The sequence below is a fragment of the Rhodanobacter sp. FW106-PBR-R2A-2-24 genome (genome assembly GCF_058789615.1).
Genome location: NZ_JBYTBV010000002.1, coordinates 575,345 through 597,790 on the forward strand (window position 1 = coordinate 575,345; position 22,446 = coordinate 597,790).

The following is a 22,446-nucleotide window of genomic DNA, read 5'->3' on the forward strand; positions in this document are numbered from 1 at the left end:
CCCGCTGCGCGCGTAGTTCTTTCGCAAGCTGGCGCAGCATCGGGCGTGTGCAGCCCTTCCATCCGTTACGGCTGGCGCTGGCCTTGCCCGCCTTTGTGCGTGGGCCGGTGGATTGCTTCCACGGCTGCCAGCGCCGGATTGCTTCGGCCTGCCGCGCTCGCCGCTCGGGTGTCCAGCCATTCGCCATGATCGTGCTCCAAAAGTTCGGTCTGCGGCTTTTCGGTTTCTCGCGCGGGCGCGACCGGCGTGCCGTTGTTCACTTGCTGGTGTCCGTGCGCGATGTTGGCCTGCTTGGCGAACACCACGGGCGGGTTCTTGATCGCCGCCAGCGTTTCCAGCGTGGCGCGGCACTGGCTTTGCGCCCGTAGCGCCAGCTTCAAGTACGTCTCGGCGGCGCCCAAGTATTCGCCCGCGTTCATCGCCGCCCTGCGCGCCATGTCCGTGAAGATGCTATTCAACGCCACGGCCTGCGCCGTGAGTGTGGATTCCACCTCGCGCAGGTTGCCGTCATGGACGCGCTTCGTCTTGTCCAAAATGGCGCCGTGCAGTTCGGCCAGGTCGATATCTCCGAAGGTTCGCGCGAAGGTAGCAGACACACAGGCAGCCGCCATGCACGGTTCAACGGCCAGCCTCGCATTCATCGCCTCGCGTGATTCGCCCGGTTCGCTTTGAACCTTCAACGTGTTGGATTTCGGCGGCTCGGGTTTGGCCTTCTTTGACTTGACGGTCATGGTGTCGCCCTCGGGTTGTGGTCGCCGCAGCCATGCCGCTGCATCGGGTAGTGCATGCCGTGGCCGCTGGCGCAGTCGCCCACGCCTGCCGGTGGATTGATCGTGTCGGGCCGATAGCTGGCGCAGGTTTCGCAGGTGACGCGCGGACGCGGTATATAGCCACCGGCCTTGCGGATCGCGCACCACGGGCAGCCCAGCGCACGCGGCCAGCCGTCCACCACGGGCAGCACGGCGGCAATGCTCGGGTGAACGTAGACCGGGCCGCACCGCGCGCAGTGGATCGCTGCCGTGTCGCCTGCCGGCACCTTGCCGGCCTGCCGCGTGGCGGTGTCATCCAGCGCCAGCAGGAACGCGCGCAGCGAGCCGTCAGGGATGGCAGTCCATAGGGTCAGGTCGGCACTAGGGATGCGGTGAACGTGGGTGCCGTCGATGCCCAGGTGGTCGGCTAGTTCCAGCAGGCGGACGCGTAGCACCCTCACAGCAGGGTCGCCGGCTGGTGCGAGGCAAAGTGCAGTTTCAACCTTCACCCCTTGCGAATCCTGCGAATCCTGCGAATCGGCCAGCCTCAACCTTGCCGGATTAGCGGAATTAGCGGGATTAGCAACGGTGCGTGCGCGTTTCTGCAATTCGACCAGTACGTTCATGCTTCGCCCTCCCGCATCCGCCAGACCTTCGCCCGGCGCTTGCCGTCCAGTACCGCGCCGCCTTCGATCCACTCGGCCCAGCCTGCCGCCTCTAACCGTTCCATAGCCGCCTCAAAAGCATCCTTTGTGCGTATGACGTTCGGGCCTTTGGTCAGCGCGTCGCTGGAATACAGGAAGGTGCGCCCAGTTTCCCTGCACCAGTCGCGCAGCAGTTCGGCATGCCGTACCGGCGCCGGCACGCTGGCAGTGCCCACGATCCGCGCCGCTTCGTCTAGGTGGTACATGGTCAACTTGGCGGCACGCTCGATGGCGTCGCACTGGATCACGCCCGCGGTCGGATCGTCCACCAGCGTCAACACGCCCGCGATCCGCGCCACCTGCGAACCGCCCTTGCTCGCCCAGGCATGAATGCCGGCGTACGCACCCAGCATCGCCGCCTCGATGGCGTCCTTGACCTTGATCCATAGCGCCATAGCGTCTGGTGCCAGCGCCAGCACGCGCGGTTGCAGTTCGTTGCGAGTGCCCGGCGCCATGATCGGCGCCGCCGCCAGCAGGTCGCGCATGCGCTGCCAGTAGTGCAGCAGGTCGGCATCGCGGGACAGGTCGATATCCTGATATTCGCGGGTGCCGATGGCAGACTGCGGCCACGCCAGCAGGCAGCGCGCAAGGAAGCCTTGCCCGGTCAGAACGTCATCGCTTAGCACGCCTTCCGCGATGATCGGCTGCACCATCAAGTGCAGCGCCAGCCGGCGCCCGTAGTATTTGCCCGCGCCGTCGCCAGCCCGCACGCGGTCGAATCGGCCGGCATCCCAAAGCTTCGAGAAACTCGCGGCGGACTTCGTGCGGTTGTCCTTGTTCATCGCGTGGCCGCCCAGAAAATCGCCCGCATCGTCGTTGAATAGCCCGATGCTCGGCTGCCCGGCCTGATACGCCTTGTGCAAGCCCTCCATCGTCGGCTCGCTCACCAGCAGGTACGGCAGCAGCGGCGCCTCTGGCGGGGCGCCCAGCGCGTCCAGTGCGCTGCGGATGACGGCGACGTCCTTGCCCCTTTCGGCATTGCGCGCGGCGGCGTTGTAGGCGGACACGTCGATGTCGTGCGCGGCCTTCGCGTTCCTCCACTCGGCAAGCCGCGCCTTTTCGTGTTCGTCGTGTGCCTTGAGTGCCCACTTGTCGGCGGCACTTTTGCGCTCGCCACTCTCGGCGATGGTGACGTGCCACAAGCTCAAAGGCTCGACACTGCCGGACAAGCTCACGTCCGCATGCGCTTGCACCGCCAGCGATGCGGCAGCGAGTACCGATTGGCCGCATAGGCCGGCTGGCGCCTGTACAACCGCGTGAATGCGCCTAGCGGCATTGCCCAGCACCGCGCCCAGGGCGTCGATGGGGTATTCCTGCGGCGGCGACAGCGGACGGCGTAGCGGTTCGGGTGCGCAGGCTTCCGCCGCTGACGCTGGTGCCTGTTCCGCCCTGATAGCAGGCAGCGCCAGCACGTCATCCGCCGTGGCGTTCGGATGCTGCGCCAGCCAGTCCACCACGTCGCCTTTCTCGGGCAGGCTCAGGGTGGCAACGTCGATTCGCTCCACGGTGCAGCCGATGGCGTGCAGCTTGGCCGCGACTTCGCGCATGTACTTGTCGCCGGGTGCGTCGTGGTCGGGCCACAGCACGCAATGCCGGCCTTGCAGTGGCGTCCAGTCCGCACCGCTGGCGCTGGTGCAGCTACCGGACGTGGTGGCGGCCATGCCCAGCTTGTGCAGCGCTTCCACCTTTTTCTCGCCCTCGACGATCCACACGGGTTGCGCAGGATCGGCGGCCAGCAGTTCGGGCAGGCGATACAGCAGCTTTCCCGCCGCTGGCGCTTTCGGTTCTTCCGGCACGTAGGCGGTTCCGTTCCAGCTCATGGCGCGCATTTCCTTCTTGCCGTCGGCCTTGCGCACGCGCCAGCGCCAGAATGCCGGCGTGCCGTCCGCGTGCTGGTATTCGTGCAGGCCTTCCGGCGTGAACGCGCCGCGCACCACGGCTTGCGCCAGCCGGCGGGCAGCTTGTTGCGGTGATTCTTGGATGACCGCGTTCATGCGCGCGCCTCCAAGCCGATCAGGTCGCGCACCGCTTCCTTGAAGCCGTAGCCGGTGCGTGCCATGTGGAACGCCACCACGTCGCGGCCCTTCGCACCGCAGGCCATGCACCTGTAGGCGCCACCGTCGGCAACGTGGACGCCCAGGGACGGGGAATGATCCTCATGGAAGGGGCACAGCCCCTGCGCCCAGCCCTTCGGGTTCGCGCTGCCCAGCTTGGCAACGTGCTGCGCGTAGTAGCTGGCGGGGTTCGGCAGGCGCTGGCGCCAGTCCATCGGCAGGTAGGCGCTGGCGCGGCTGTCGCCGTACAATGCGCCCGCGTGGTTGAGATATTCCCGACTACCCTTGCGCTCGATCCCGGCCCCGCCTCGCACGCGGGGCTTTTCGTTTCCGGGGTGCCGGTTCATGGCTTCACCCCCAGCCAGCGGCGCACGCGCTGCACGCCATCCAGCGCCAGCAATGGCACGGCAAGCGCGCACGCGATGGTGTGGATCGCCGCCACCAGCAGCGCATCGGCAAGGCGGGCGAATGACGGGCGCGTCATGCCGCGTCCCCTTCGCACTCGATGAACGCCAACAGGTCGGCGCGGCGATAACGCACCAGACGGGCGCCGATCTTGTGGAAGCGCGGGCCTTTGCGCAGGGCGCGCCAGTTCCGCAGGGTGCGGATGGCGCAATTCAGGGTGGCGGCGGCTTCCTGCTCGGTCAGCAGGTCGCCGGGTTCGATCTTGGCCGCAAGTTGCGGGGCAAGCGGGTTATTTGATGACATATCAGCATCCTCGACAGTGCCCGCGTGACGTCGCGGGGCTTGTCAGGAATGCTCATCGTATGACGCGCTGCCGCTGCCACTGAGCTAGCACAATGGCCTGTCAGCTAGCAGACTGGGATTGCTTCGCCTTGGCTTCCTTCGTCCATGCGGTGCACCAGCCGCATATCACTTTGGAGCTTGTCAGCACGGGCCAGCGGCGCATGCACTCGGTGGCGAATTGCTCATTCGTGCCTAGCTTCGGATGCTTGCCGGCGTGGCGTTCCTGCCACAGCTTGAACGCTTCGGCCTTAGCGGCCTGAACCGGGTCATTGGCTAGCTTGGCCTGTGCCGCAGCACGCGCTTGTGAGCTTCGCAGGTCTGCTAGTTGCTTTCTGATTACAGCGGGCGCAGGCAATCCGCGTTGCTTCGCCACCATCATCACAACGCCAGCCCAATAGCTGGCATCACTGGCATATGACCACGACAACGATTCATCGCCGTCGAAATAAGCTCTTACGGCAAAGACGCAATACGCGACCACTTCATACGTTACGTCAACACAAAGCCCTCGCTTGAAAGTCTCCTGAATGCATGCCCTAAGAACCGACTCCGAAAAGTCGTTGTCGCCCAGCAGCGGGCCATAGATCTCATCGATAACGCGCTTGCGCACCTCATCGATAGTCGGGCCGCCATCCTTAGCAAATGCTTTAGGCAAAGTAAGGTGCACGATGTCCATTGCTTGCGTAAAGCCGTTGCGTGCCGCACGGCTCTCCGATGCGGCACACAACATGTCTAGCAGATCGTCGCCACTAAGCGGACGATGTTTCAACGCTCGCTCGGTTCCAACTATTTGCACCTTCCTTGCCATCGCGCGCTCCTTCCCGCGCCTTCAAAGGAACGCCACGGCAACGGGTGAAGGTTTCCCGCGTTCGGCTGGCCGGCCTAGCCGTGGTGATTCGATTATGCCTTGCGGCGGAACGGCACGACGTCGCCGCCGGCGCGCAGGGCGTCCAAGTAGTCGGCCCACGCCTGCATCATGCGCGTGCGTTCATCCAGATATTGCGCGGCGTGCGTGTATGCCTCGCGCACCTTGTTCGATTCGGCATGCGCTAGCTGGCGCTCGATGGCGTCCGCGTTCCAGCCCATTTCGTTCAAGCGCGACGCGGCCATGCTGCGGAAGCCGTGACCGGTCATCTCGTCGCTGCCATAGCCCAACCGGCGCAGGGCGGCATTCACGGTGTTCTCGCTCATGGGGCGGCTGGCGCTGCGCAGGCCGGGGAAGACATAGCGCCCGGTGCCAGTGAGTGGTTGCAGCTCGCGCAGGATCGCCACGGCTTGCGCAGACAAGGGCACGATGTGCGCTGCCTTCATCTTCATGCGCGGGCCAGGGATGCGCCACATGGCATCGGCAAGATCGAACTCCGCCCACTCCGCCTGCCGCAGTTCGCCGGGGCGCACGAATACCAGCGGCGCCAGCTTCAACGCGGCGAGCGTGACGGGCTGACCGGCGAAACCGTCGATGGCGCGCAACAGTTCGCCGATGCGTGCAGGGTCGGTGATGCTGGCGTGGTGTTTGGTTTTGGGCGACTTCAAAGCACCGCGCAGGCTGGCGGTGGGATCTAGCTCGGCGCGGCCTTCAAGGATCGCCCAGCGGAAGACCTGCCCCGCCTTGATCCGTGCGCGCTTGGCGGTTTCCAGCTTGCCGGTGGCCTCGACCTTGCGCAGGGCATCCAGCAGCAGGCGGGGGGTGACTGCGGTCAATGGAGTGCTGCCGATCTCGGCGAACAGGCAGGTTTCCAGCGTCCACTGCGACTTGCGCAGGGTGACTTCGGCACCTTCCTGCCGTGCCAACCATTCGCGCGCCACGGCCTCGAAGGTATCCCCTGCCACGGTCGCCGCCTCGATCTTGGCGGCCTTGGCTTCCTGCCGTTGCTCGCCGGGGTCGGTGCCGTCAGCCACCAGCTTGCGGGCCTCGTCGCGCTTGTCGCGGGCCTTGCGCAGGGAAACGTCCGGATAGGTGCCAAGGCTCAGGGTGTTGCGCTTGCCCGAGTCGGGCCGGCGGTAGTCGAAACGCCACCACCGCGCGCCGTCCGGCCTCACCAGCAGGTACATGCCGCGCTCGTCGGCCAGCTTGTACGGCTTGGCTTGCGGCTTGGCGTTCGCCACGGCGGAAGGGGTCAGCATGACGGTAACCTCACAGCGAGTTACCGGACGGGCGCCCGGTTACCGTCCAAGCTACCGTCAAAATTGCGGTAACTCAACGGTAAGCCGGGGAGCTTACGGGGCGCCACTCCGGCCACAAGGCAACAAAAAAGCCCTGAAATCAGGGCTTTAGTGATGTTACGGGATATTGCGTGATGCTCAAATGGTGCCCAAGAGGGGACTCGAACCCCTACGCCTTACGGCGCTACCACCTCAAGGTAGTGCGTCTACCAATTCCGCCACCTGGGCAGGTGTCTTGCTTAATGCTGCTGCTGTGGTGCGGGCACTTCGCCTTGCTGGCTCGCTGCGGGTGCCGCGGGAACCTTCTGCTTGGCGGCGGCCGGCGCGGTGGGTACTTCCGGATTGGCCGGGACGGCCGCCGTCGGCGCCGGCTTGGCCGGTGTGGTTACGCCGGACATCACGCCGAGGTCGGCGTTGCTGCTCTGCTGCGCGCCGTTGTGGTGCAGGTACACACCCATCGCGATGCTCAGCGCGAAGAACAGGGCGGCGAGCACACTGGTGGCACGGGTCAGGAAGTTGGCCGAGCCACGCGCGCCGAACACCGTGGCCGAGGCGCCGCCGCCAAAACCGGACCCGGCGCTGGCGCCTTCGCCGTTTTGCAGCAGGATCAGCACGGTCATGGCCGCGCCGATCAAAATGTAAAACACGCTGAAGATGACAAACATGTCGTGATCGGGCCTGTATCGACTATTGTGCCGCCGCGCAAATGCCGAGGAAATCGGCTGCCACCAGCGATGCCCCGCCGATCAAGCCGCCATCCACGTCCGCCTGCGCGAACAACTCGGCGGCATTGGCCGCCTTGACGCTACCGCCGTAAAGCAGCCGGGTCAGACCGGAGATTGTAGCATCTTCTTTTTCGAGTTGGCTACGGATGAAGGCGTGCACTTGTTGCGCCTGCTCCGGCGTGGCGGTGTGGCCGGTGCCGATGGCCCACACCGGCTCGTAGGCGATCACGGCCGTTTCGAAGGCCGCGATGCCGGCGGTCGCAAGCACCGCACGCAATTGGTTGGCAATCACCGCTTCGGTTTCGCCGGCTTCGCGCTGCGCCAGCGTTTCGCCCAGGCACAGCACCGGCACGAGGCCGCTGGCCCGCGCGGCGAGAAACTTGCGCGCCACCAGCTCATCGCTTTCGCCGTGGTAACGGCGGCGCTCGGAGTGGCCCACCAGCACCCAGCGCGCGCCGCAGTCGGCCAGCATCGCGCCGGCCACTTCACCGGTATAGGCGCCGGGCGCTTCATGCGCGCTCAGATCCTGCGCGCCCACGCCGACGGCGCTGCCGGCGCAGGCTGCCGCCACGGTATCCAGGTACGGGGCCGGCGGGCAGATCACCACGTCGATGCCGCGGGTGTCGGCGGCGACGATCTCGCCGCACAAGGCGGTGGCCATGGCGCGGCTGCCATACATTTTCCAGTTCGCGGCAACGAGCTTCTTGCGCATGGTTGCTTCCGTCCGTTTCGTGCAAAGGCGCGATTTTACGGAATGCCGGGCGGCTGGTATTGCTGCATCGCAATGTGCAAGATGCGACATCTTCCGTATGCGAGCACCCCATGTCGCGCAGTCGCCCCCTGAGCCTTGTCACCGGCGCCTCCGCCGGTATTGGCGCCGCCTTTGCCCACGCGCTGGCGGCACGCGGGCATGACCTGGTGCTCACCGCACGCCGCACCGACCGCCTCGAAGCGCTGGCAACCGAACTGCACGCACGGCACGGCGGCCAGATGACGGTGCTGGCGGCCGACCTGGCCAACCCGGGTGCGCCGCAGGCGCTGTGCACGGCGCTGGCCGAACGCGGGCTGATGGTGGACTGGCTCATCAACAACGCCGGCTATGGCGTACCGGGCCGTTTCGACGCCAATCCCTGGCGCACTCATGCCGATTTCATGCAGGTGCTGGTGAACGCGCCGCTGGAGCTCGCCTGGCGCCTCCTGCCCGGCATGCGCCAGCGCGGCTACGGCCGCATCGTCAACGTGGCCTCGCTGGCCGGTCACGTGCCGGGCACTGCCGGGCATACGCTGTACGCGCCGGCCAAGGCCTTTCTCATCAAGTTCTCGCAAGGCCTGGCGCTGGAGAACCGCGCCCACGGCGTGCATGTGTGCGCGCTGTGCCCGGGGTTCACCTACTCGGAATTCCACGACGTCACCGGCACGCGCGCGCTGATGAACCGGTTGCCCGGTGCGCTGTGGCAGCAGGCGCCGGCGGTGGTGGCCGAAGGCATCGCCGCGGTGGAGCGCGGCGAGGCGGTGCATGTGAGCGGCCGCGTCAACCGCCTCATCAAGGGCGTGTTCAAGCTGATGCCCGATCGTCTGGCGCTGCGTCTTTCGGCAAGGCAAGCTCGCCGCTATCGCCAAAACGCCGAATGAAGCCATGAGCCTGTTGCCCACCCAGATGCGCCCCCTGCCCTACCGCAAGCCCACGCCGGGGCGCGACTACTGGGTGCTGGACGATGCGCTGCCCACGCATGAGGCAGTGCGCGAGCGCTGTCTGGCCAAGACCGACTGGGAATACGGCTATCCGACCACCGGCGAGGTCTGGCCGGGCATGCGCGCGATACCGGCGCTGACGGAGGACGAGCTGGCGCTGATCGAGGGCAAGGTGCGCGCAGCCATCGGCGCGAAGAAACTGTGGGTGGGCGAAACCGACGCCGGACAGAAGCTCAATCACAACTGCGTGCAGGTGGTGGGCGCGGTGGAAGGCGCGGTGAAGCCGCATACCGATTCACTGAACCTGTGCCGCTACGCCGCCGTGCTTTATCTCAACCCGGACGTGCCGGAACACTGCGGCACCAGTTTCTTCCGCCAGCGCTTCGCCAATGGCCAACTGGGCGGCAACATCGTGTTGCCGCCGCACCGCAACCTGGTGGACGCGCTGGGCAACCGCTTCGTGCAACCCAACGCCTTTGCCGAGGACGTGCGCGTGGCGCATCGCTGCAACCGGCTGCTGGTGTACAAGGCCAACCTCATCCACAGCGCCAGCGCGTACTGGGGGCTGGACGGCATCGCCAGCAAGCGCATGACGGCGGTATTTTTCTGGATGGCGTGAGGCGGGAAGCAAAGCCCCCCTCACCCCAACCCTCTCCCCCGGCAAAGCCGGGGGAGAGGGAGACAAGCAGAACATCCCGATTCCCGATTCCCGCCTACCGCAACCCGGTCTCGTTGCGCGCGATCACGATGCGCTGGATTTCGCTGGTGCCTTCGTAGATCTCGGTGATCTTGGCGTCGCGGAAGTAGCGCTCCAGCGGCAACTCGCGCGAGTAGCCCATGCCGCCATGGATCTGCACGGCTTGGTGGGTGATCCACATGGCCGCTTCCGAGGCGGTGAGCTTGGCCACCGAAGCCTCGGTGCCGAAACGACCACTGTTCTTCTCGGCCTCGTGCTTGGCCCAGGCGGCGCGCAGGGTGAGCAGGGTGGCCGCGTCCAGCTTGCACTTCATGTCGGCGATCTTGGCCTGGGTCATCTGGAAGCTGCCGATGGGGTGGCCGAAGGCCTTGCGCTCGCGCACCCAGCCCAGCGTGGCCTCGTAGGCCGCGCGCGCGATGCCCACCGCCTGCGAGGCGATGCCGATGCGCCCGGCGTCGAGCAGGCTCATGCCCATGGCGAAACCCTTGCCTTCCGGCCCCAGCAGGTTTTCCTTCGGGCACACGTAGTCGGTGAACTCGATCTCGCAGGTGGCCGAGGCGCGGATGCCCAGCTTGGGCTCGCTCTTGCCGGCGTGGAAGCCCGGGCGCTGCGTGTCGATGACGAAGGCCGACACGCCCTTGGCGCCGATACCTGGTGTGGTGATGGCGAACAGGATGATGTAGCGCGCCACCATGCCCGAGGTGATCCAGCTCTTCTTGCCATTGATGACCCAGTCGCCGCTCGCGTTCTTCGTGGCGCGCGTATGCATGGCCGAGGCGTCGGAGCCGGATTGCGGCTCGGTCAGCGCGTAGGCGCCGATGGCCTGCCCTTCGGCGATGGCACGCACGTACTTCTGCTTCTGCTCCTCCGTGCCGTGCTTCAGGATGCCGTTGCAGAACAGCGAATTGTTGACCGACATGATGGTGGCCGTGGCGGCATCGGCGCTGGCAATCTCGATCATCGCCAGCGTATAGGCGATGGGATCCATGCCGGCGCCGCCGTACTGCACCGGCACTTCAATGCCCATCAAACCCAGTCCACCCATCTCACGGATGTTCTCCAGCGGAAACTCGCCCCGCTCGTCCAGCTCGGCCGCCACTGGCTTGATGCGCTTTTCGGCAAAGTCGCGCGCGACGGCCTGGATGGCCAACTGGTCTTCGGTAAAGCTGAAATCCATGGGGAACCCCGATAACGAAAAGTGGACGGCAAGCCGGTCATTTTAAACGCTGTCGCCGCGCAGGCGCTGCGCGCCCGCAACAAACCCGGGCGCTGTGTCTTGACGATCGGCGAGCGCCGGCCCAGACTAAGCATCGCTTTATCGCGATAAAGGGATAACAATGGACTTGGCAACCGCCTCCGGCGTGCTGCGCCTTTTGGCCGACCCCACCCGCGTGCGCCTGCTGGCCTTGCTGGAAGGCGAGGAACTCACCGTGGCCGAACTGGCCGCCGTGCTGCACCTGGCGCAGCCGCGCGTGTCCACCCATCTGGCCAAGCTGAAGGAGGCTGGCCTGGTGCGCGACCGCCGGGCCGGCGTCTCCGCCTACTATCGCGCCAACAACGAGGGCGACGAACGCCAGCACGTGTTGATCGCCTCGTTGCGCGAGAACATCGACGACGCGCTGTTGCGCGAGGATGCCGCCCGGCTGCCCGCCGTGCTGGCCAACCGCGCCCGCGCCGAAGGCTGGGCCGATGCGGTGGCCGGCGACATGGAGCGGCATTATTCACCGGGCCGCACCTGGGAAACCTTGGCGCGCGCCTTGCTGCAACTCCTGGGCACCGGCGACGTGCTGGACATCGCCTCCGGCGACGGCATCACCGCCGAGCTGCTGGCGCCGCACGCGCATTCCATCGTCTGCGTGGACTCCAGCGAGCGCGTGGCCGAAGCCGCCGCGAAACGCCTGCAAGCCTTTCCCAACGTCGCGGTGCGCCAGGGCGACATGCACGCGCTGGACTTGGGCGAGCGCCGCTTCGACCTGGTGTTGATGCTGCACGCGCTCACCTATGCCGAACGCCCGGCGCAGGCAGTGGCCGAAGCCGCCCGCGTACTGCGCCCCGGCGGTCGCCTGCTGGCGGTGACGTTGGGCAAGCACGACCACCGCGCGGTAGTGGCGCCGTTCGACCACAAGAATCTCGGCTTCACCGAAGCGGCATTGCGCGGCCATGCCAATGCCGCCGGGCTCGCCGTGGTGAGCTGCAATCGCCTGAGCCGCGAGCGCAAGGCGCCACATTTCGAAGTCATCAGCCTGCTCGCGCAGAAGAAGTGAGACCCCATCGATGAACACCCTGCCCTGGCTCCACCCCGCGCGTGTCGCCCAGCTCGAAGCCGCGCTCGGCGAGCGCATCCTCATCATCGACGGCGCGATGGGCACGATGATCCAGGCCCACCACCTGGGCGAAAGCGACTTCCGCGGCCAGCGCTTCGAGCACGGCCACGACGGCCACGCGCACGGGCACGACCACCCGGGCTGCGACCTCAAGGGCGACAACGACCTCTTGAGCCTCACCCGCCCCGACATCATCCGCGGCGTGCACGAGTCCTACCTCGCCGCCGGTGCGGATCTGGTGGAAACCAACACCTTCAACGCCACCCACATCAGCCAGGCCGACTACCGCCTGCAACACCTCGCCTACGAATTGAACGCCGCCGGCGCGCGGCTCGCGCGCGAGGCCTGCGATGCGTTCGCCGCGAAGAACCCGGCCCAACCGCGCTTCGTGATCGGCGTGCTCGGCCCGACCAGCCGCACCGCCTCGCTCTCCCCCGACGTCAACGATCCGGGCTTTCGCAACGTGAGCTTCGACGAGCTGGTCGGCAACTACACCGATGCCGCCAACGGCCTGATCGACGGCGGCGCCGACATCCTGATGGTGGAAACCATCTTCGACACCTTGAACGCCAAGGCCGCGCTGTTCGCGCTGTCCAGCGTGTTCGAGCAGCGCGGCGCGCGCCTGCCCATCATGATCTCCGGCACCATTACCGACCGCTCCGGCCGCACGCTCTCGGGCCAGACCGCCGAAGCCTTCTACTACTCGGTGGCGCACGCACGGCCCTTGTCGGTGGGCTTCAACTGCGCCCTGGGCGCCGACGACCTGCGCCCGCACGTGCAGACCCTCGCCGGCATCGCCGACTGCCGTATCAGCACCCACCCGAACGCTGGCCTGCCCAACGCGTTCGGCGAGTACGACGAGACGCCCGAACACATGGCCGGCGTGATCGCAGGCTTCGCCCACGACGGCCTGCTCAACCTGGTCGGCGGCTGCTGCGGCACCACGCCGGCGCACATCAAGGCGATCGCCGAGGCAGTGCGCGGCATCGCCCCGCGTGCACTGCCTTCAGCCGACCAGGCGGAGGCCGCATGAGCATGACGCGCCACACTCGCCTGTCCGGCCTTGAACCGCTGGTCATCACCCCCGACCTGCTGTTCGTCAACGTCGGTGAGCGCACCAACGTCACCGGCTCGGCCAAGTTCAAGAAGCTGATCAAGGAAGACCGCTACGACGAAGCGGTGGAAGTGGCCCGCCAGCAGGTGGAGAGCGGCGCGCAGATCCTCGACGTGAACATGGACGAAGGGCTGCTCGACGCCGAAGCGGCGATGGTGAAGTTCCTCAACCTGATCGCCGCCGAGCCGGACATCGCCAAGATCCCGGTGATGGTGGACTCCTCCAAGTGGAGCGTGATCGAGGCCGGCCTCAAGTGCCTGCAAGGCAAGGGCGTGGTCAACTCGATCTCGCTGAAGGAAGGCGAAGGTCCGTTCCTCGAGCAGGCGCGAAAAATCCTGCGCTACGGCGCCGCCACGGTGGTGATGGCTTTCGACGAGAACGGCCAGGCCGACAGCGTGGCGCGCCGCCTGGAAATCTGCGAGCGCTCGTACCGGCTGCTCACCGAGGAAGTGGGCTTCCCGCCCGAGGACATCTTCTTCGACTCCAACATCTTCCCGATCGCCACCGGCATCGAGGAGCACGCCGACAACGCGGTGAACTTCATCGAGGCGTGCAAGGAGCTGAAGAAGCGCTTCCCGCTATCGCATCTCTCCGGCGGCGTCTCCAACGTGTCGTTCTCGTTCCGCGGCAACGACACCGTGCGCGAGGCGATCCACAGCGTGTTCCTGTATCACGCCATCCGCGCCGGCATGGACATGGGCATCGTCAACGCCGGCCAGCTGGCGATCTACGACGAACTCGAACCCGAGCTGCGCGAGCGCGTGGAAGACGTGGTGCTGAACCGCCGCGCCGACGCCACCGAGCGGCTGATGGAAATTGCCGAGAGGCACAAGAAGGGCGCGCGCGGCCAGGACAACGACAGTGCGCTGGCCTGGCGCGAACTGCCGGTGCGCAAGCGGCTGGAGCACGCGTTGGTGCACGGCATCGACCAGTTCGTGGTGGAGGACACCGAGGAAGTGCGCCAGGGCGTGACGCGCACGCTGGACGTGATCGAAGGCCCGCTGATGGACGGCATGAACGTGGTCGGCGACCTGTTCGGCGCCGGCAAGATGTTCCTGCCGCAGGTGGTCAAGTCCGCCCGCGTGATGAAGAAGGCGGTGGCCTACCTGCTGCCCTTCATGGAGGAAGAGAAAAAGCTCAGCGGCGACACCAGCAAGTCCAACGGCAAGATCGTGATGGCCACGGTCAAGGGCGATGTGCACGACATCGGCAAGAACATCGTGGGCGTGGTGCTCGCCTGCAACAACTTCGAAGTGGTCGACCTCGGCGTGATGGTGCCGGCGCAGAAGATCCTCGACACCGCGATCGAGGAGCACGCCGACATGATCGGCGTCTCCGGCCTGATCACCCCTTCGCTGGAAGAGATGGCCCACGTCGCCCGCGAAATGAAGCGGCGCAACTTCAACATCCCGCTCCTGATCGGCGGGGCCACCACCTCGCGCGCGCACACCGCGATCAAGATCGAGCCGCACTACGAAACCGCCTGCGTGTGGGTGAAGGACGCCTCGCGCGCGGTCGGCGTGGCGCAGTCGCTGGTCAGCAAGGATCTGGTGGACGGCTTCCTGGCCAAGGTGCGCAGCGAATACGCCGAGGTGCGCGAGCGCCACAAGCACCGCGGCCCCGGCAAGAAACTGGTGACGCTGGAACATGCGCGCGGCAACCGCTTCCGCTGCGACTGGGCCAGCTACGATCCGCCGCAGCCGGTGCAGCCCGGCCTCACCGTGTTCGACGATTACAGCCTCGCCGAACTGCGCGAAATCATCGACTGGACGCCGTTCTTCCAGGCCTGGGAACTGGCCGGACACTATCCCGCCATCCTCACCGATCCCGTGGTCGGCGCGCAGGCCAGCGAACTGTTCGCCGACGCGCAAGCGATGCTCGACAAGATCGTGGGCGAGAAGTGGCTGAAGGCACGCGCGGTAATCGGCTTCTGGCCGGCTGCGAGCGTCGGCGACGACGTGGAGATCGTCGTGGAACCGCTCCCCTCTCCCTCCGGGAGAGGGGTTGGGGGAGAGGGTACGGCCGAAGCGCGGAACCTCGCTCCGCCCGTACCCTCTCCCACCCCTTCGGGGCACCCTCTCCCACGGGGAGAGGGGAAAATCATGTTGCACCACCTGCGCCAGCAGGCCGACAAGCCGGTGGAACGCCCCAACCTGTGCCTGGCCGATTTCATCGCGCCGAAGGCGTTCGGCAAACCCGACTGGATCGGCGGCTTCGCCGTCACCGCGGGCCTCGGCATCGAGCCGCATCTGGAGCACTTCCACGCCGAGCACGACGACTACTCCGCGATCATCCTGAAAGCCCTGGCCGACCGCTTCGCCGAAGCCTTCGCCGAGCGCATGCACCAGCGCGTGCGCAAGGAGTTCTGGGGTTTCGTGCCCGACGAAAGCCTCGACAACGAGGCGCTGATCGCCGAGAAATACCAGGGCATCCGCCCCGCCCCCGGCTATCCCGCCTGCCCCGACCACACCGAGAAAGCCACGCTGTTCAAACTGCTGGACGCCACCAACAACGCCGGCATCGAACTCACCGAAGGCTTCTCGATGTACCCGGCGGCCGCCGTCTCCGGCTGGTACTTCTCGCACCCCGGCAGCCAGTATTTCGTGGTCGGCCGGCTGAGCCTGGAACAGGTGCAGGACTACGCCAAACGCAAGGGCTGGAGCCAGACCGAAGCCGAACGCTGGCTCGCCGCCAACCTCGACTACGACCCGGACTGACCTCGCCGCCTCTGTAGGAGAGCAGCTTGTGCGCGATGCTTTCCGTCACGTGATGAGGAACATCGCGCACAAGGCGCGCCCCTACATGAAACCGATCACGCGGTGGCGTCGTCGGCCATGCCGTTCTTGCGATGGCGCAGATGCACGATGAGGTTGTAGACCGACACGAACACCGGGAAGAAATTGGAAAGGATCCCCACCGAGTCGTTCTTGCCCAGCACGAAATAGGCCAGCAACAGGGCGCTACCCAATACCGACAGCCACCAGAACGCCAGCGGCATCACCACCCGCTTGTACTTGCGCGTGTAGTAGAGCTGCACGAACCAGCGGCTGGTGAACATCAGCGTTCCCAGGTAGCCGACCGCCTTCCACGGCGTCAGCTGGAATTGCTGCAAGGCCTGCAGCGCATGGGCGAAATCATGGGGCATGGCGCGATCCGGTGAGCGGGGAAACCGGCATTCTACGCGAGCACGCAAAAACGGTTGACCTTGCCCACGACACCTCGTATAGTTTCGCGCTCCCGGCGGGCGGTTAGCTCAGCGGTAGAGCACTGCCTTCACACGGCAGGTGTCACAAGTTCGATCCTTGTACCGCCCACCAATCGAATCGACGAAAAGGCCACCCGCACGGGTGGCCTTTTTCGTTGCTCCGCGCGCCGAGGCTGCTGGCGAGGCATGTGCAGAAACGCGCTGGCTCGCGACCGGACTCTCGCGGGAGAGCCGGCCGTACGCCAGCGCGTCTTGATGGTGAGTGGCGGCTGCGGGGTTCGAGCCCGCTCAGCCCAGGCCGAACGAATGGCGGCACCAACCCAGCAGCGGGCCCCAGTACACGCCCAGCGCGAGCAAGGCAAGGCCGTTGATGGAAAGCACCACACGCATCGACATATCGGGCGCGCTCTGGTCGGCGCCACCCTCCTGCGGCTGGTCGAAGTACATCACCTTGACCACGTGCAGGTAGTAGTACAGGCCGACGATGGCGCAGACGATGCCGACGATGGCCAGCCACAGGTAGTTGGCGTCGATGGCCGATTGCAGCACGCGGTACTTGGCGTAGAAGCCGAACAGCGGCGGCACGCCGGCCAGCGAGAACATCGCCAGTGCCATCAGCGCGGCGAACCACGGCGAGCGCTGGTTCAAGCCCTTGAGGTCGGCGATTTCCTCGCACTCGAAGCCGCTGCGGGCCAACGCCAAGATCACGCCGAAGGCCACCGTGCTCATCAGCGCGTAGCACACCGCGTAGAACAGCGCGTTGGCATAGCCCGCCGGGTTGGCTTCGACCAAGCCCATCAACAGAAAGCCCATGTGCGAGATGGTCGAGTAGGCCAGCATGCGCTTCAGGTTGGTCTGCACGATGGCCACGAAGTTGCCGATCACCATGGAGAGCGCCGCGATCACCGCCAGCATCGGCTGCCAGTAGTTCGACAGATCAGCCAGCCCGGTGTCGAGCAGACGCCATGCCATCACGAAGGCGGCCAGTTTGGAGGCCGAGGCGATGAAGGTGGTGACTGGGGTGGAGGCGCCTTGGTAAACGTCGGGAATCCACATGTGGAACGGCGCCGCGCCCAGCTTGAAGGCGATGCCCACCAGCATGAAGATCAGCCCGAACACCAGCAGGTGCGGCATCGCGCTGTGCACAACGGCGCCGTGCAGTTGCACCAAGTCCAGCGTGCCGGTGGCTCCGTAGACCATCGACATGCCGTACAGCAGCATGCCGGAGGAGAGCGCGCCCAACACGAAATACTTGATCGCGGCCTCGGACGACAGCGGCGAGTCGCGGTTCAGCGCCACCAGCGCGTAGGACGACAGGGTCAGGAGTTCCAGACCCAGGTAGATCATCACCAAGTTGCCGGCCGAGGCCAGCAGCATCACGCCCAGCACGGCGAAGATCATCAGCGTGTAGAACTCGCCGACAAACTGCTTGCGGTCGACGAGGTAGGGCTTGGCGAAGATGAACACCAGCGTGGTGCAGATCAACGCGAAGGCCTTCACCACTTCCGAAGTCTGGTCGCGGATGAACATGCCGCCGAAGGCGGTGACGGTGAAGTCGGGCTGGCCCATCACCACCAGATAGGTGGCCACCAGCAGCACGATGACCGAGAGCCAGTGCAGCATGCCGCGCTGTTCGGGCTTGATGAAGGCATCGGCGAGTAGCAGCACGCACGCCGCCGCCACCAGATAGAACTCGGGCAGCAAGACCAGGATGTCGTTGAAGGTTGGCATGTTCGATCCTGCTTAAATCTTGTGGATGGCGAGCTGCTGCATCAGCTGCGTCACCGAGCTGTCCATCAGATGGATCAGCGGCGCCGGCCAGATGCCCAGTGCCAGCACCAGCGCGGCGAAGGCGCCCAGCACGAAGGTTTCGCGACCGTTGATGTCCTTCATCTCGGCCACGTGCGGGTTGGTGATCTCGCCCCACAGCACGCGCTTGACCAGCCACAGCGTGTAGCCGGCACCGATCACCAGGGTGAAGGCGGCGAAGAAGGCCACCAGCGGGCTGGCCTTGAAGCTGGCCAGCACCACCATGAACTCGCCCACGAAGCCGCTGGTGCCCGGCAGGCCGGTGTTGGCCATCGCGAACAGCACGTAGAAGAAGCCGAACCACGGCATCACGTTGATGAGGCCGCCGTAATCCTTGATGAGGCGGGTGTGCAGGCGGTCGTACATCACGCCGATGCAGGTGAACATCGCGCCGGAAACGAAGCCGTGCGAAATCATCTGCACCATGGCGCCCTGCATGCCCAGCCGCGCGGTGTCGACATCGCCGATCTCGCGCACCAGCAGGAACGCAATGAAGATGCCCAGGGTGACGAAGCCCATGTGCGCGATGGAGGAATACGCCACCAGCTTCTTCATGTCCTCCTGCACCAGCGCCACGTAGCCGATGTAGACGATGGCGACCAAGCTGAGGGCAATCACCAGCCACACGTAGTGCGCGCCAGCATCGGGCACGATCGGCAGGATGAAGCGCAGCATGCCGTAGGTGCCAACCTTCAGCATCACCGCCGCCAACACCACCGAGCCGCCAGTGGGCGCTTCCACGTGCGCATCGGGCAGCCAGGTATGCACCGGCACCATGGGCACCTTGATCGCGAAGGCGATCAGGAAGGCGAAGAAGATCCAGGTCTGCTCCATCGCGGTCAGCGGCAGCGCCGCCAGCGTGTGCAGATCGAAGGTACCGGCCTTGTGGTACAGGTACAACAGCGCGATCAACATGAAGATCGAGCCGAGGAAGGTGTAGATGAAGAACTTCAGCGTCGCATACACGCGCCGCGGGCCGCCCCAGACGCCGATGAGGATGAACATCGGGATCAGCATGGCCTCGAAGAACACGTAAAACAGCAAGGCGTCGGTGGCGCAGAACACGCCGATCAGGAGGCCTTCAAGCGCCAGCATCGCTGCCATGTACTGGTGCGTGTTGGACTTGATGACCTCCCACGCGCCGACCACCACCAGGATGCCGACGAAGGTGGTGAGCAGGATCAGCGCCACCGAGATGCCGTCCACGGCAAGCGCGTAATGCACGTTGATCGAAGCCGCCCACAGGTGGTTCTCCACCAGTTGCATGCCGCCCTGCCCCGCGTCGTAGTGCGGCAGCAGGAACAGGCTCGCCACGAAGGTGAGCACCATGACGAGCAACGCGAGCCAGCGCGCCAGGTCGGGTCGGTTGGCGCCGGCCATCAGAACCGGTACCGCGCCGACGATGGGCAGCCAGATCAGCAGGCTGAGCAAGTGATTGAACATGAGTGCTTGCTTCCCTTAGTTCGCGGCCAGCGTCGGGCCGAACAGCCAGTACCCGCCGAGCAGCAGGATCAGGCCGACGATCATCGCGAAGGCGTACTGATAGAGGTAACCGCTCTGCAGGCGGCGCATGCCGCTGGCAATGCGATGGATCAGCGCGGTCGAGCCGTTGACCATCACGCCGTCGATCACGCCCGCCTCGCTGCCGCGCCAGAACAGCCGGCCCAGCTTGACGCCGCCGTTGGCGAACAGCGCGAAGTAGATGTCGTCCACCCAGAACTTGCGGTCGAGCACCGTCCACAGCGGCTTGAGCGCACCCTTGATGCGACCGGCCAGCGCGGGGTTGAACAGGTAGATGTAGGTCTGGAGGGCAAAGGCCAGCAGCACCAGGCCGAACGGCCCGAACAGCGAGAAGCCATGCAGCGCCATAGCAGCGGGGCCATCGAATGTCTTGCCCATCTCGCCCAGGATGTCATTCGTCTCGTTCACCTGGATGGCCGAACCGAACCAGCCACCGAACAGCATGGGCTTGACGGTGAAGAAGCCCACCAGCAGCGAGGGTATCGCCAACAGCACCAGTGGCAGCGTCACCACCCACGGCGACTCCTTCGGCGCGTGCGCCAGCTCGCCCGGCTGGTGGTGGCCATGGTCGTCATGGCCGTGGTGACCATGGTGCTCCACCACGGTGAAGCGCTCCTTGCCGTGGAAGGTCAGGTACATCTGGCGGAAGGTGTACAGCGCGGTGACAAAGGCGCCCGCCATCACGCAGACATAGGCATAACCCGCGCCCCAGCGGTGCGACTCGCCGACCGCCTCGATGATGGCGTCCTTGGAATAGAAGCCCGAGGTGAACGGCACCGCCACCAGCGCCAGCGAACCGGCCCACATGGTGAGCCAGGTGATCGGCATGTACTTGCGCAGGCCGCCCATGTAGCGCATGTCCTGCTCGTGGTGCATGGCGATGATGACCGAGCCGGCACCGAGGAACAGCAGCGCCTTGAAGAAGGCATGCGTCATCAGGTGGAACACCGCGCCGGCGTACACCGACACGCCCAGCGCCACCGTCATGTAGCCCAGCTGCGACAGCGTGGAGTACGCGATCACGCGCTTGATGTCGTTCTGCACGATGCCGATCAGGCCGGTGAACAGGGCTCCTGTCGCACCAATCACCATGACGAAACTGAGCGCGGTGCTGGACAGCTCGAACAGCGGCGACATGCGCGCCACCATGAAGATGCCCGCGGTCACCATGGTCGCCGCGTGGATCAGCGCGGAGATCGGCGTGGGGCCTTCCATCGAATCGGGCAGCCATACGTGCAGCGGCACCTGCGCGCTCTTGCCCATCGCGCCGACGAACAGCAGGATGCAGATGACCGTCGGCGCATCCCAGTGGATGTTCTGGGTGATCGCCAGGGTCTTGCCGGCCAGCGTGGGCGCGGCGGCGAAGGCGGTGGCGTAATCCAGCGTGCCCAGGAAATACAGCACCGCGGCGATGCCGAGCAGGAAGCCCCAGTCGCCCACGCGGTTGACCAGGAAGGCCTTGAGGTTGGCGAAGATCGCGGTGGGCCGCTTGTACCAGAAACCGATCAGCAGGTAGGACACCAGGCCCACCGCCTCCCAGCCGAAGAACAACTGCATGAAGTTGTTCGCCATCACCAGCATCAGCATGGAGAAGGTGAACAGCGAGATGTAGCTGAAAAAGCGCTGGTAGCCCGGGTCGTCCGCCATGTAGCCGATGGTGTAGACGTGCACCAGGAAGGAGACGAAGGTCACCACCACCATCATCATCGCGGTGAGGCGGTCGACCATGAAGCCGACGCTGGCGTTGAAATGGCCCACCTGGAACCAGGTGTAGAGGTTCTGGTTGTAGTTCTGCGCGCCGCCCCAGACCAGCTGGTAGAGCACGTAGAACGACAAGGCGCAGGAAATCGCCAGGCCGAGGATGGTGGCGCTGTGCGCGCCGGCGCGGCCGATGGGCTTGCCGAGGAAACCGGCAAGCAGGCAGCCCACCAGCGGCGCCAGCGCGATCGTCAGCAGGATGGAGGTCGAAAGCGGCATTGGGTCAACCCTTCATGCTGTCGATTTCGGCGACATTGACCGTGCTGCGGTTGCGGAACAGCAGCACGAGGATCGCCAGGCCGATCGCGGATTCCGCCGCGGCCACGGTGAGGATGAAGAACACGAACACCTGCCCCGCCACGTCGTGGCCGAAGCGGGAGAACGCCACGAAATTGATATTCACCGCGAGCAGCATCAGCTCGACCGCCATCAGCAGCACGATCACGTTCTTGCGGTTGATGAACAGGCCGGCGACGGCAATGCAGAACAGGATCGCGCCGAGCACGATGAAATGCGAAAGGGTAATCACGGCTGGGCTTCCTCGATCGTGGCGTCGCCGTCGGCGGCGGGCCGTACGGCGGCCATCTTCACCAGGCGCACGCGCGAGCGCGGGTCGACCGCCACCTGCTCGCTGGCCATCTGGCGTTTGGCACCGCTGCGCTGGCGCAGCGTGAGCGCCACCGCGGCGATCACGCCCACGGTGAGGATCAGCGCGGCGATCTCGAACGGCAGCAGGTAGCGCGTGTACAGCGCGGTGCCCAACCAGGCGGTATTGGACTGCCCGGCGGCCTCGGCCGGGTTCACGCCCAGCGTGGTCGCGTGCATCGCGCGCACGCCGATCAGCGCCAGCATCTCCACCAGCATCAGCACGGCCACCACCAGGCCCACCGGCAGGAACTTCACGAAGCCCTCGCGCAGTTTTTCCTGGTCGATGTCGAGCATCATCACCACGAACAGGAACAGCACCATCACCGCGCCGACGTACACCACGATCAGCGCGATGGCGAGGAACTCCGCCTCGGCCAGCATCCAGACGCAGGCGGTGCTGAAGAAGGTCAGCACCAGCGCCAGCACCGCATGCACGGTGTTGCGCAGGCTGATGACCGCCAGCGCGGAGCCCACCGTGACGGCGGCGAAGGCGTAGAAACAGATGAGTTGGAACAATTGGGGAGTCATCGGTGGGC

22 protein-coding genes and 2 tRNA genes are annotated in these 22,446 nt (G+C 65.7%); 6 read left to right on the top strand and 18 right to left on the bottom strand.

What is annotated here, in order from left to right:
* Positions 1-65: 65 nt before the first annotated feature.
* The 11 genes from AC3WQA_RS03735 to tpiA all read right to left on the bottom strand — a co-directional run bounded on the left by AC3WQA_RS03735 (position 66) and on the right by tpiA (position 7,854).
* Entirely contained in the window at positions 66-731 is a 666-nt protein-coding gene (locus AC3WQA_RS03735) for a hypothetical protein (RefSeq protein ID WP_492673753.1), read from the bottom strand.
* Positions 728-1,375, bottom strand: coding sequence for a hypothetical protein (locus AC3WQA_RS03740; RefSeq protein ID WP_492673754.1), 648 nt, complete (start codon positions 1,373-1,375; stop codon positions 728-730). Before AC3WQA_RS03740 ends, AC3WQA_RS03735 begins: the two co-directional genes overlap by 4 nt.
* Positions 1,372-3,447: a YfjI family protein gene (locus AC3WQA_RS03745; RefSeq protein WP_492673755.1), complete on the bottom strand. Its 2,076-nt coding sequence runs from the start codon at positions 3,445-3,447 to the stop codon at positions 1,372-1,374. The genes AC3WQA_RS03740 and AC3WQA_RS03745 overlap by 4 nt, the downstream gene beginning before the upstream one ends.
* On the bottom strand, positions 3,444-3,821 hold the full coding sequence (locus tag AC3WQA_RS03750; RefSeq protein ID WP_492673756.1) for a CHC2 zinc finger domain-containing protein: 378 nt from the start codon (positions 3,819-3,821) through the stop codon (positions 3,444-3,446). Before AC3WQA_RS03750 ends, AC3WQA_RS03745 begins: the two co-directional genes overlap by 4 nt.
* A gap of 29 nt (positions 3,822-3,850) precedes the next feature.
* Positions 3,851-3,991 (bottom strand): hypothetical protein, encoded by a 141-nt coding sequence (locus AC3WQA_RS03755; RefSeq protein ID WP_492673757.1) that lies wholly within the window; start codon positions 3,989-3,991, stop codon positions 3,851-3,853.
* Positions 3,988-4,215 (bottom strand): helix-turn-helix transcriptional regulator, encoded by a 228-nt coding sequence (locus AC3WQA_RS03760; protein WP_492673758.1) that lies wholly within the window; start codon positions 4,213-4,215, stop codon positions 3,988-3,990. The genes AC3WQA_RS03755 and AC3WQA_RS03760 overlap by 4 nt, the downstream gene beginning before the upstream one ends.
* 100 nt (positions 4,216-4,315) lie before the next feature.
* The gene (locus AC3WQA_RS03765; RefSeq protein WP_492673759.1) at positions 4,316-5,062 is read right to left on the bottom strand and encodes a hypothetical protein; all 747 of its coding nucleotides are present in this window, start codon (positions 5,060-5,062) and stop codon (positions 4,316-4,318) included.
* Between the two features lie 92 nt (positions 5,063-5,154).
* A complete protein-coding gene (locus tag AC3WQA_RS03770) occupies positions 5,155-6,378 on the bottom strand; it encodes a tyrosine-type recombinase/integrase (RefSeq protein ID WP_492673760.1) in 1,224 nt (407 codons plus the stop codon).
* A gap of 182 nt (positions 6,379-6,560) precedes the next feature.
* A tRNA-Leu gene (locus AC3WQA_RS03775) sits at positions 6,561-6,645 on the bottom strand.
* Between the two features lie 11 nt (positions 6,646-6,656).
* Positions 6,657-7,082, bottom strand: coding sequence for a preprotein translocase subunit SecG (gene secG / locus AC3WQA_RS03780; protein ID WP_492673761.1), 426 nt, complete (start codon positions 7,080-7,082; stop codon positions 6,657-6,659).
* A gap of 22 nt (positions 7,083-7,104) precedes the next feature.
* The gene (tpiA, locus tag AC3WQA_RS03785) at positions 7,105-7,854 is read right to left on the bottom strand and encodes a triose-phosphate isomerase (protein ID WP_492673762.1); all 750 of its coding nucleotides are present in this window, start codon (positions 7,852-7,854) and stop codon (positions 7,105-7,107) included.
* Between the two features lie 110 nt (positions 7,855-7,964).
* Between tpiA and AC3WQA_RS03790 the strand changes: the two genes are divergently transcribed.
* Positions 7,965-8,774, top strand: a complete 810-nt coding sequence (locus tag AC3WQA_RS03790) for an SDR family NAD(P)-dependent oxidoreductase (RefSeq protein WP_492673763.1) — start codon at positions 7,965-7,967, stop codon at positions 8,772-8,774.
* Between the two features lie 4 nt (positions 8,775-8,778).
* Entirely contained in the window at positions 8,779-9,453 is a 675-nt protein-coding gene (locus tag AC3WQA_RS03795) for a DUF6445 family protein (protein WP_492673764.1), read from the top strand.
* Positions 9,454-9,547: 94 nt separating this feature from the next.
* On the opposite strand, the gene AC3WQA_RS03800 is transcribed toward AC3WQA_RS03795, so the two are convergent.
* Positions 9,548-10,708 (bottom strand): acyl-CoA dehydrogenase family protein, encoded by a 1,161-nt coding sequence (locus tag AC3WQA_RS03800; protein WP_492673765.1) that lies wholly within the window; start codon positions 10,706-10,708, stop codon positions 9,548-9,550.
* A gap of 160 nt (positions 10,709-10,868) precedes the next feature.
* Here AC3WQA_RS03800 and AC3WQA_RS03805 point away from each other — a divergent pair, with 160 nt between their 5' ends.
* From AC3WQA_RS03805 to metH, 3 genes are read left to right on the top strand one after another with little or no spacing between them, the layout of a single operon-like run.
* Positions 10,869-11,795, top strand: a complete 927-nt coding sequence (locus AC3WQA_RS03805; RefSeq protein ID WP_492673766.1) for an ArsR/SmtB family transcription factor — start codon at positions 10,869-10,871, stop codon at positions 11,793-11,795.
* 10 nt (positions 11,796-11,805) lie between these two features.
* On the top strand, positions 11,806-12,888 hold the full coding sequence (locus AC3WQA_RS03810) for a homocysteine S-methyltransferase family protein (RefSeq protein WP_492673767.1): 1,083 nt from the start codon (positions 11,806-11,808) through the stop codon (positions 12,886-12,888).
* A complete protein-coding gene (gene metH / locus AC3WQA_RS03815) occupies positions 12,885-15,686 on the top strand; it encodes a methionine synthase (RefSeq protein ID WP_492673768.1) in 2,802 nt (933 codons plus the stop codon). Before AC3WQA_RS03810 ends, metH begins: the two co-directional genes overlap by 4 nt.
* A gap of 95 nt (positions 15,687-15,781) precedes the next feature.
* Here the strand turns inward: metH and AC3WQA_RS03820 are convergent, their stop codons facing one another.
* Complete coding sequence (locus tag AC3WQA_RS03820) at positions 15,782-16,114, bottom strand: lipid-A-disaccharide synthase N-terminal domain-containing protein (protein WP_492673769.1); 333 nt, start codon at positions 16,112-16,114, stop codon at positions 15,782-15,784.
* 97 nt (positions 16,115-16,211) lie between these two features.
* Between AC3WQA_RS03820 and AC3WQA_RS03825 the strand changes: the two genes are divergently transcribed.
* Positions 16,212-16,286: transfer RNA gene (locus tag AC3WQA_RS03825), tRNA-Val, on the top strand.
* Positions 16,287-16,462: 176 nt separating this feature from the next.
* Here AC3WQA_RS03825 and nuoN read toward each other — a convergent pair.
* The 5 genes from nuoN to AC3WQA_RS03850 are packed head-to-tail and all read right to left on the bottom strand — an operon-like array spanning position 16,463 to position 22,438.
* Positions 16,463-17,905: an NADH-quinone oxidoreductase subunit NuoN gene (nuoN, locus tag AC3WQA_RS03830; protein ID WP_492673770.1), complete on the bottom strand. Its 1,443-nt coding sequence runs from the start codon at positions 17,903-17,905 to the stop codon at positions 16,463-16,465.
* 12 nt (positions 17,906-17,917) lie between these two features.
* On the bottom strand, positions 17,918-19,426 hold the full coding sequence (locus AC3WQA_RS03835) for an NADH-quinone oxidoreductase subunit M (protein WP_492673771.1): 1,509 nt from the start codon (positions 19,424-19,426) through the stop codon (positions 17,918-17,920).
* Positions 19,427-19,441: 15 nt separating this feature from the next.
* Entirely contained in the window at positions 19,442-21,481 is a 2,040-nt protein-coding gene (gene nuoL / locus AC3WQA_RS03840; protein ID WP_492673772.1) for an NADH-quinone oxidoreductase subunit L, read from the bottom strand.
* A 4-nt stretch (positions 21,482-21,485) separates the two neighbouring features.
* On the bottom strand, positions 21,486-21,791 hold the full coding sequence (nuoK, locus tag AC3WQA_RS03845) for an NADH-quinone oxidoreductase subunit NuoK (RefSeq protein ID WP_492673773.1): 306 nt from the start codon (positions 21,789-21,791) through the stop codon (positions 21,486-21,488).
* Entirely contained in the window at positions 21,788-22,438 is a 651-nt protein-coding gene (locus AC3WQA_RS03850; RefSeq protein ID WP_492673774.1) for an NADH-quinone oxidoreductase subunit J, read from the bottom strand. Before AC3WQA_RS03850 ends, nuoK begins: the two co-directional genes overlap by 4 nt.
* Positions 22,439-22,446 lie beyond the last annotated feature (8 nt).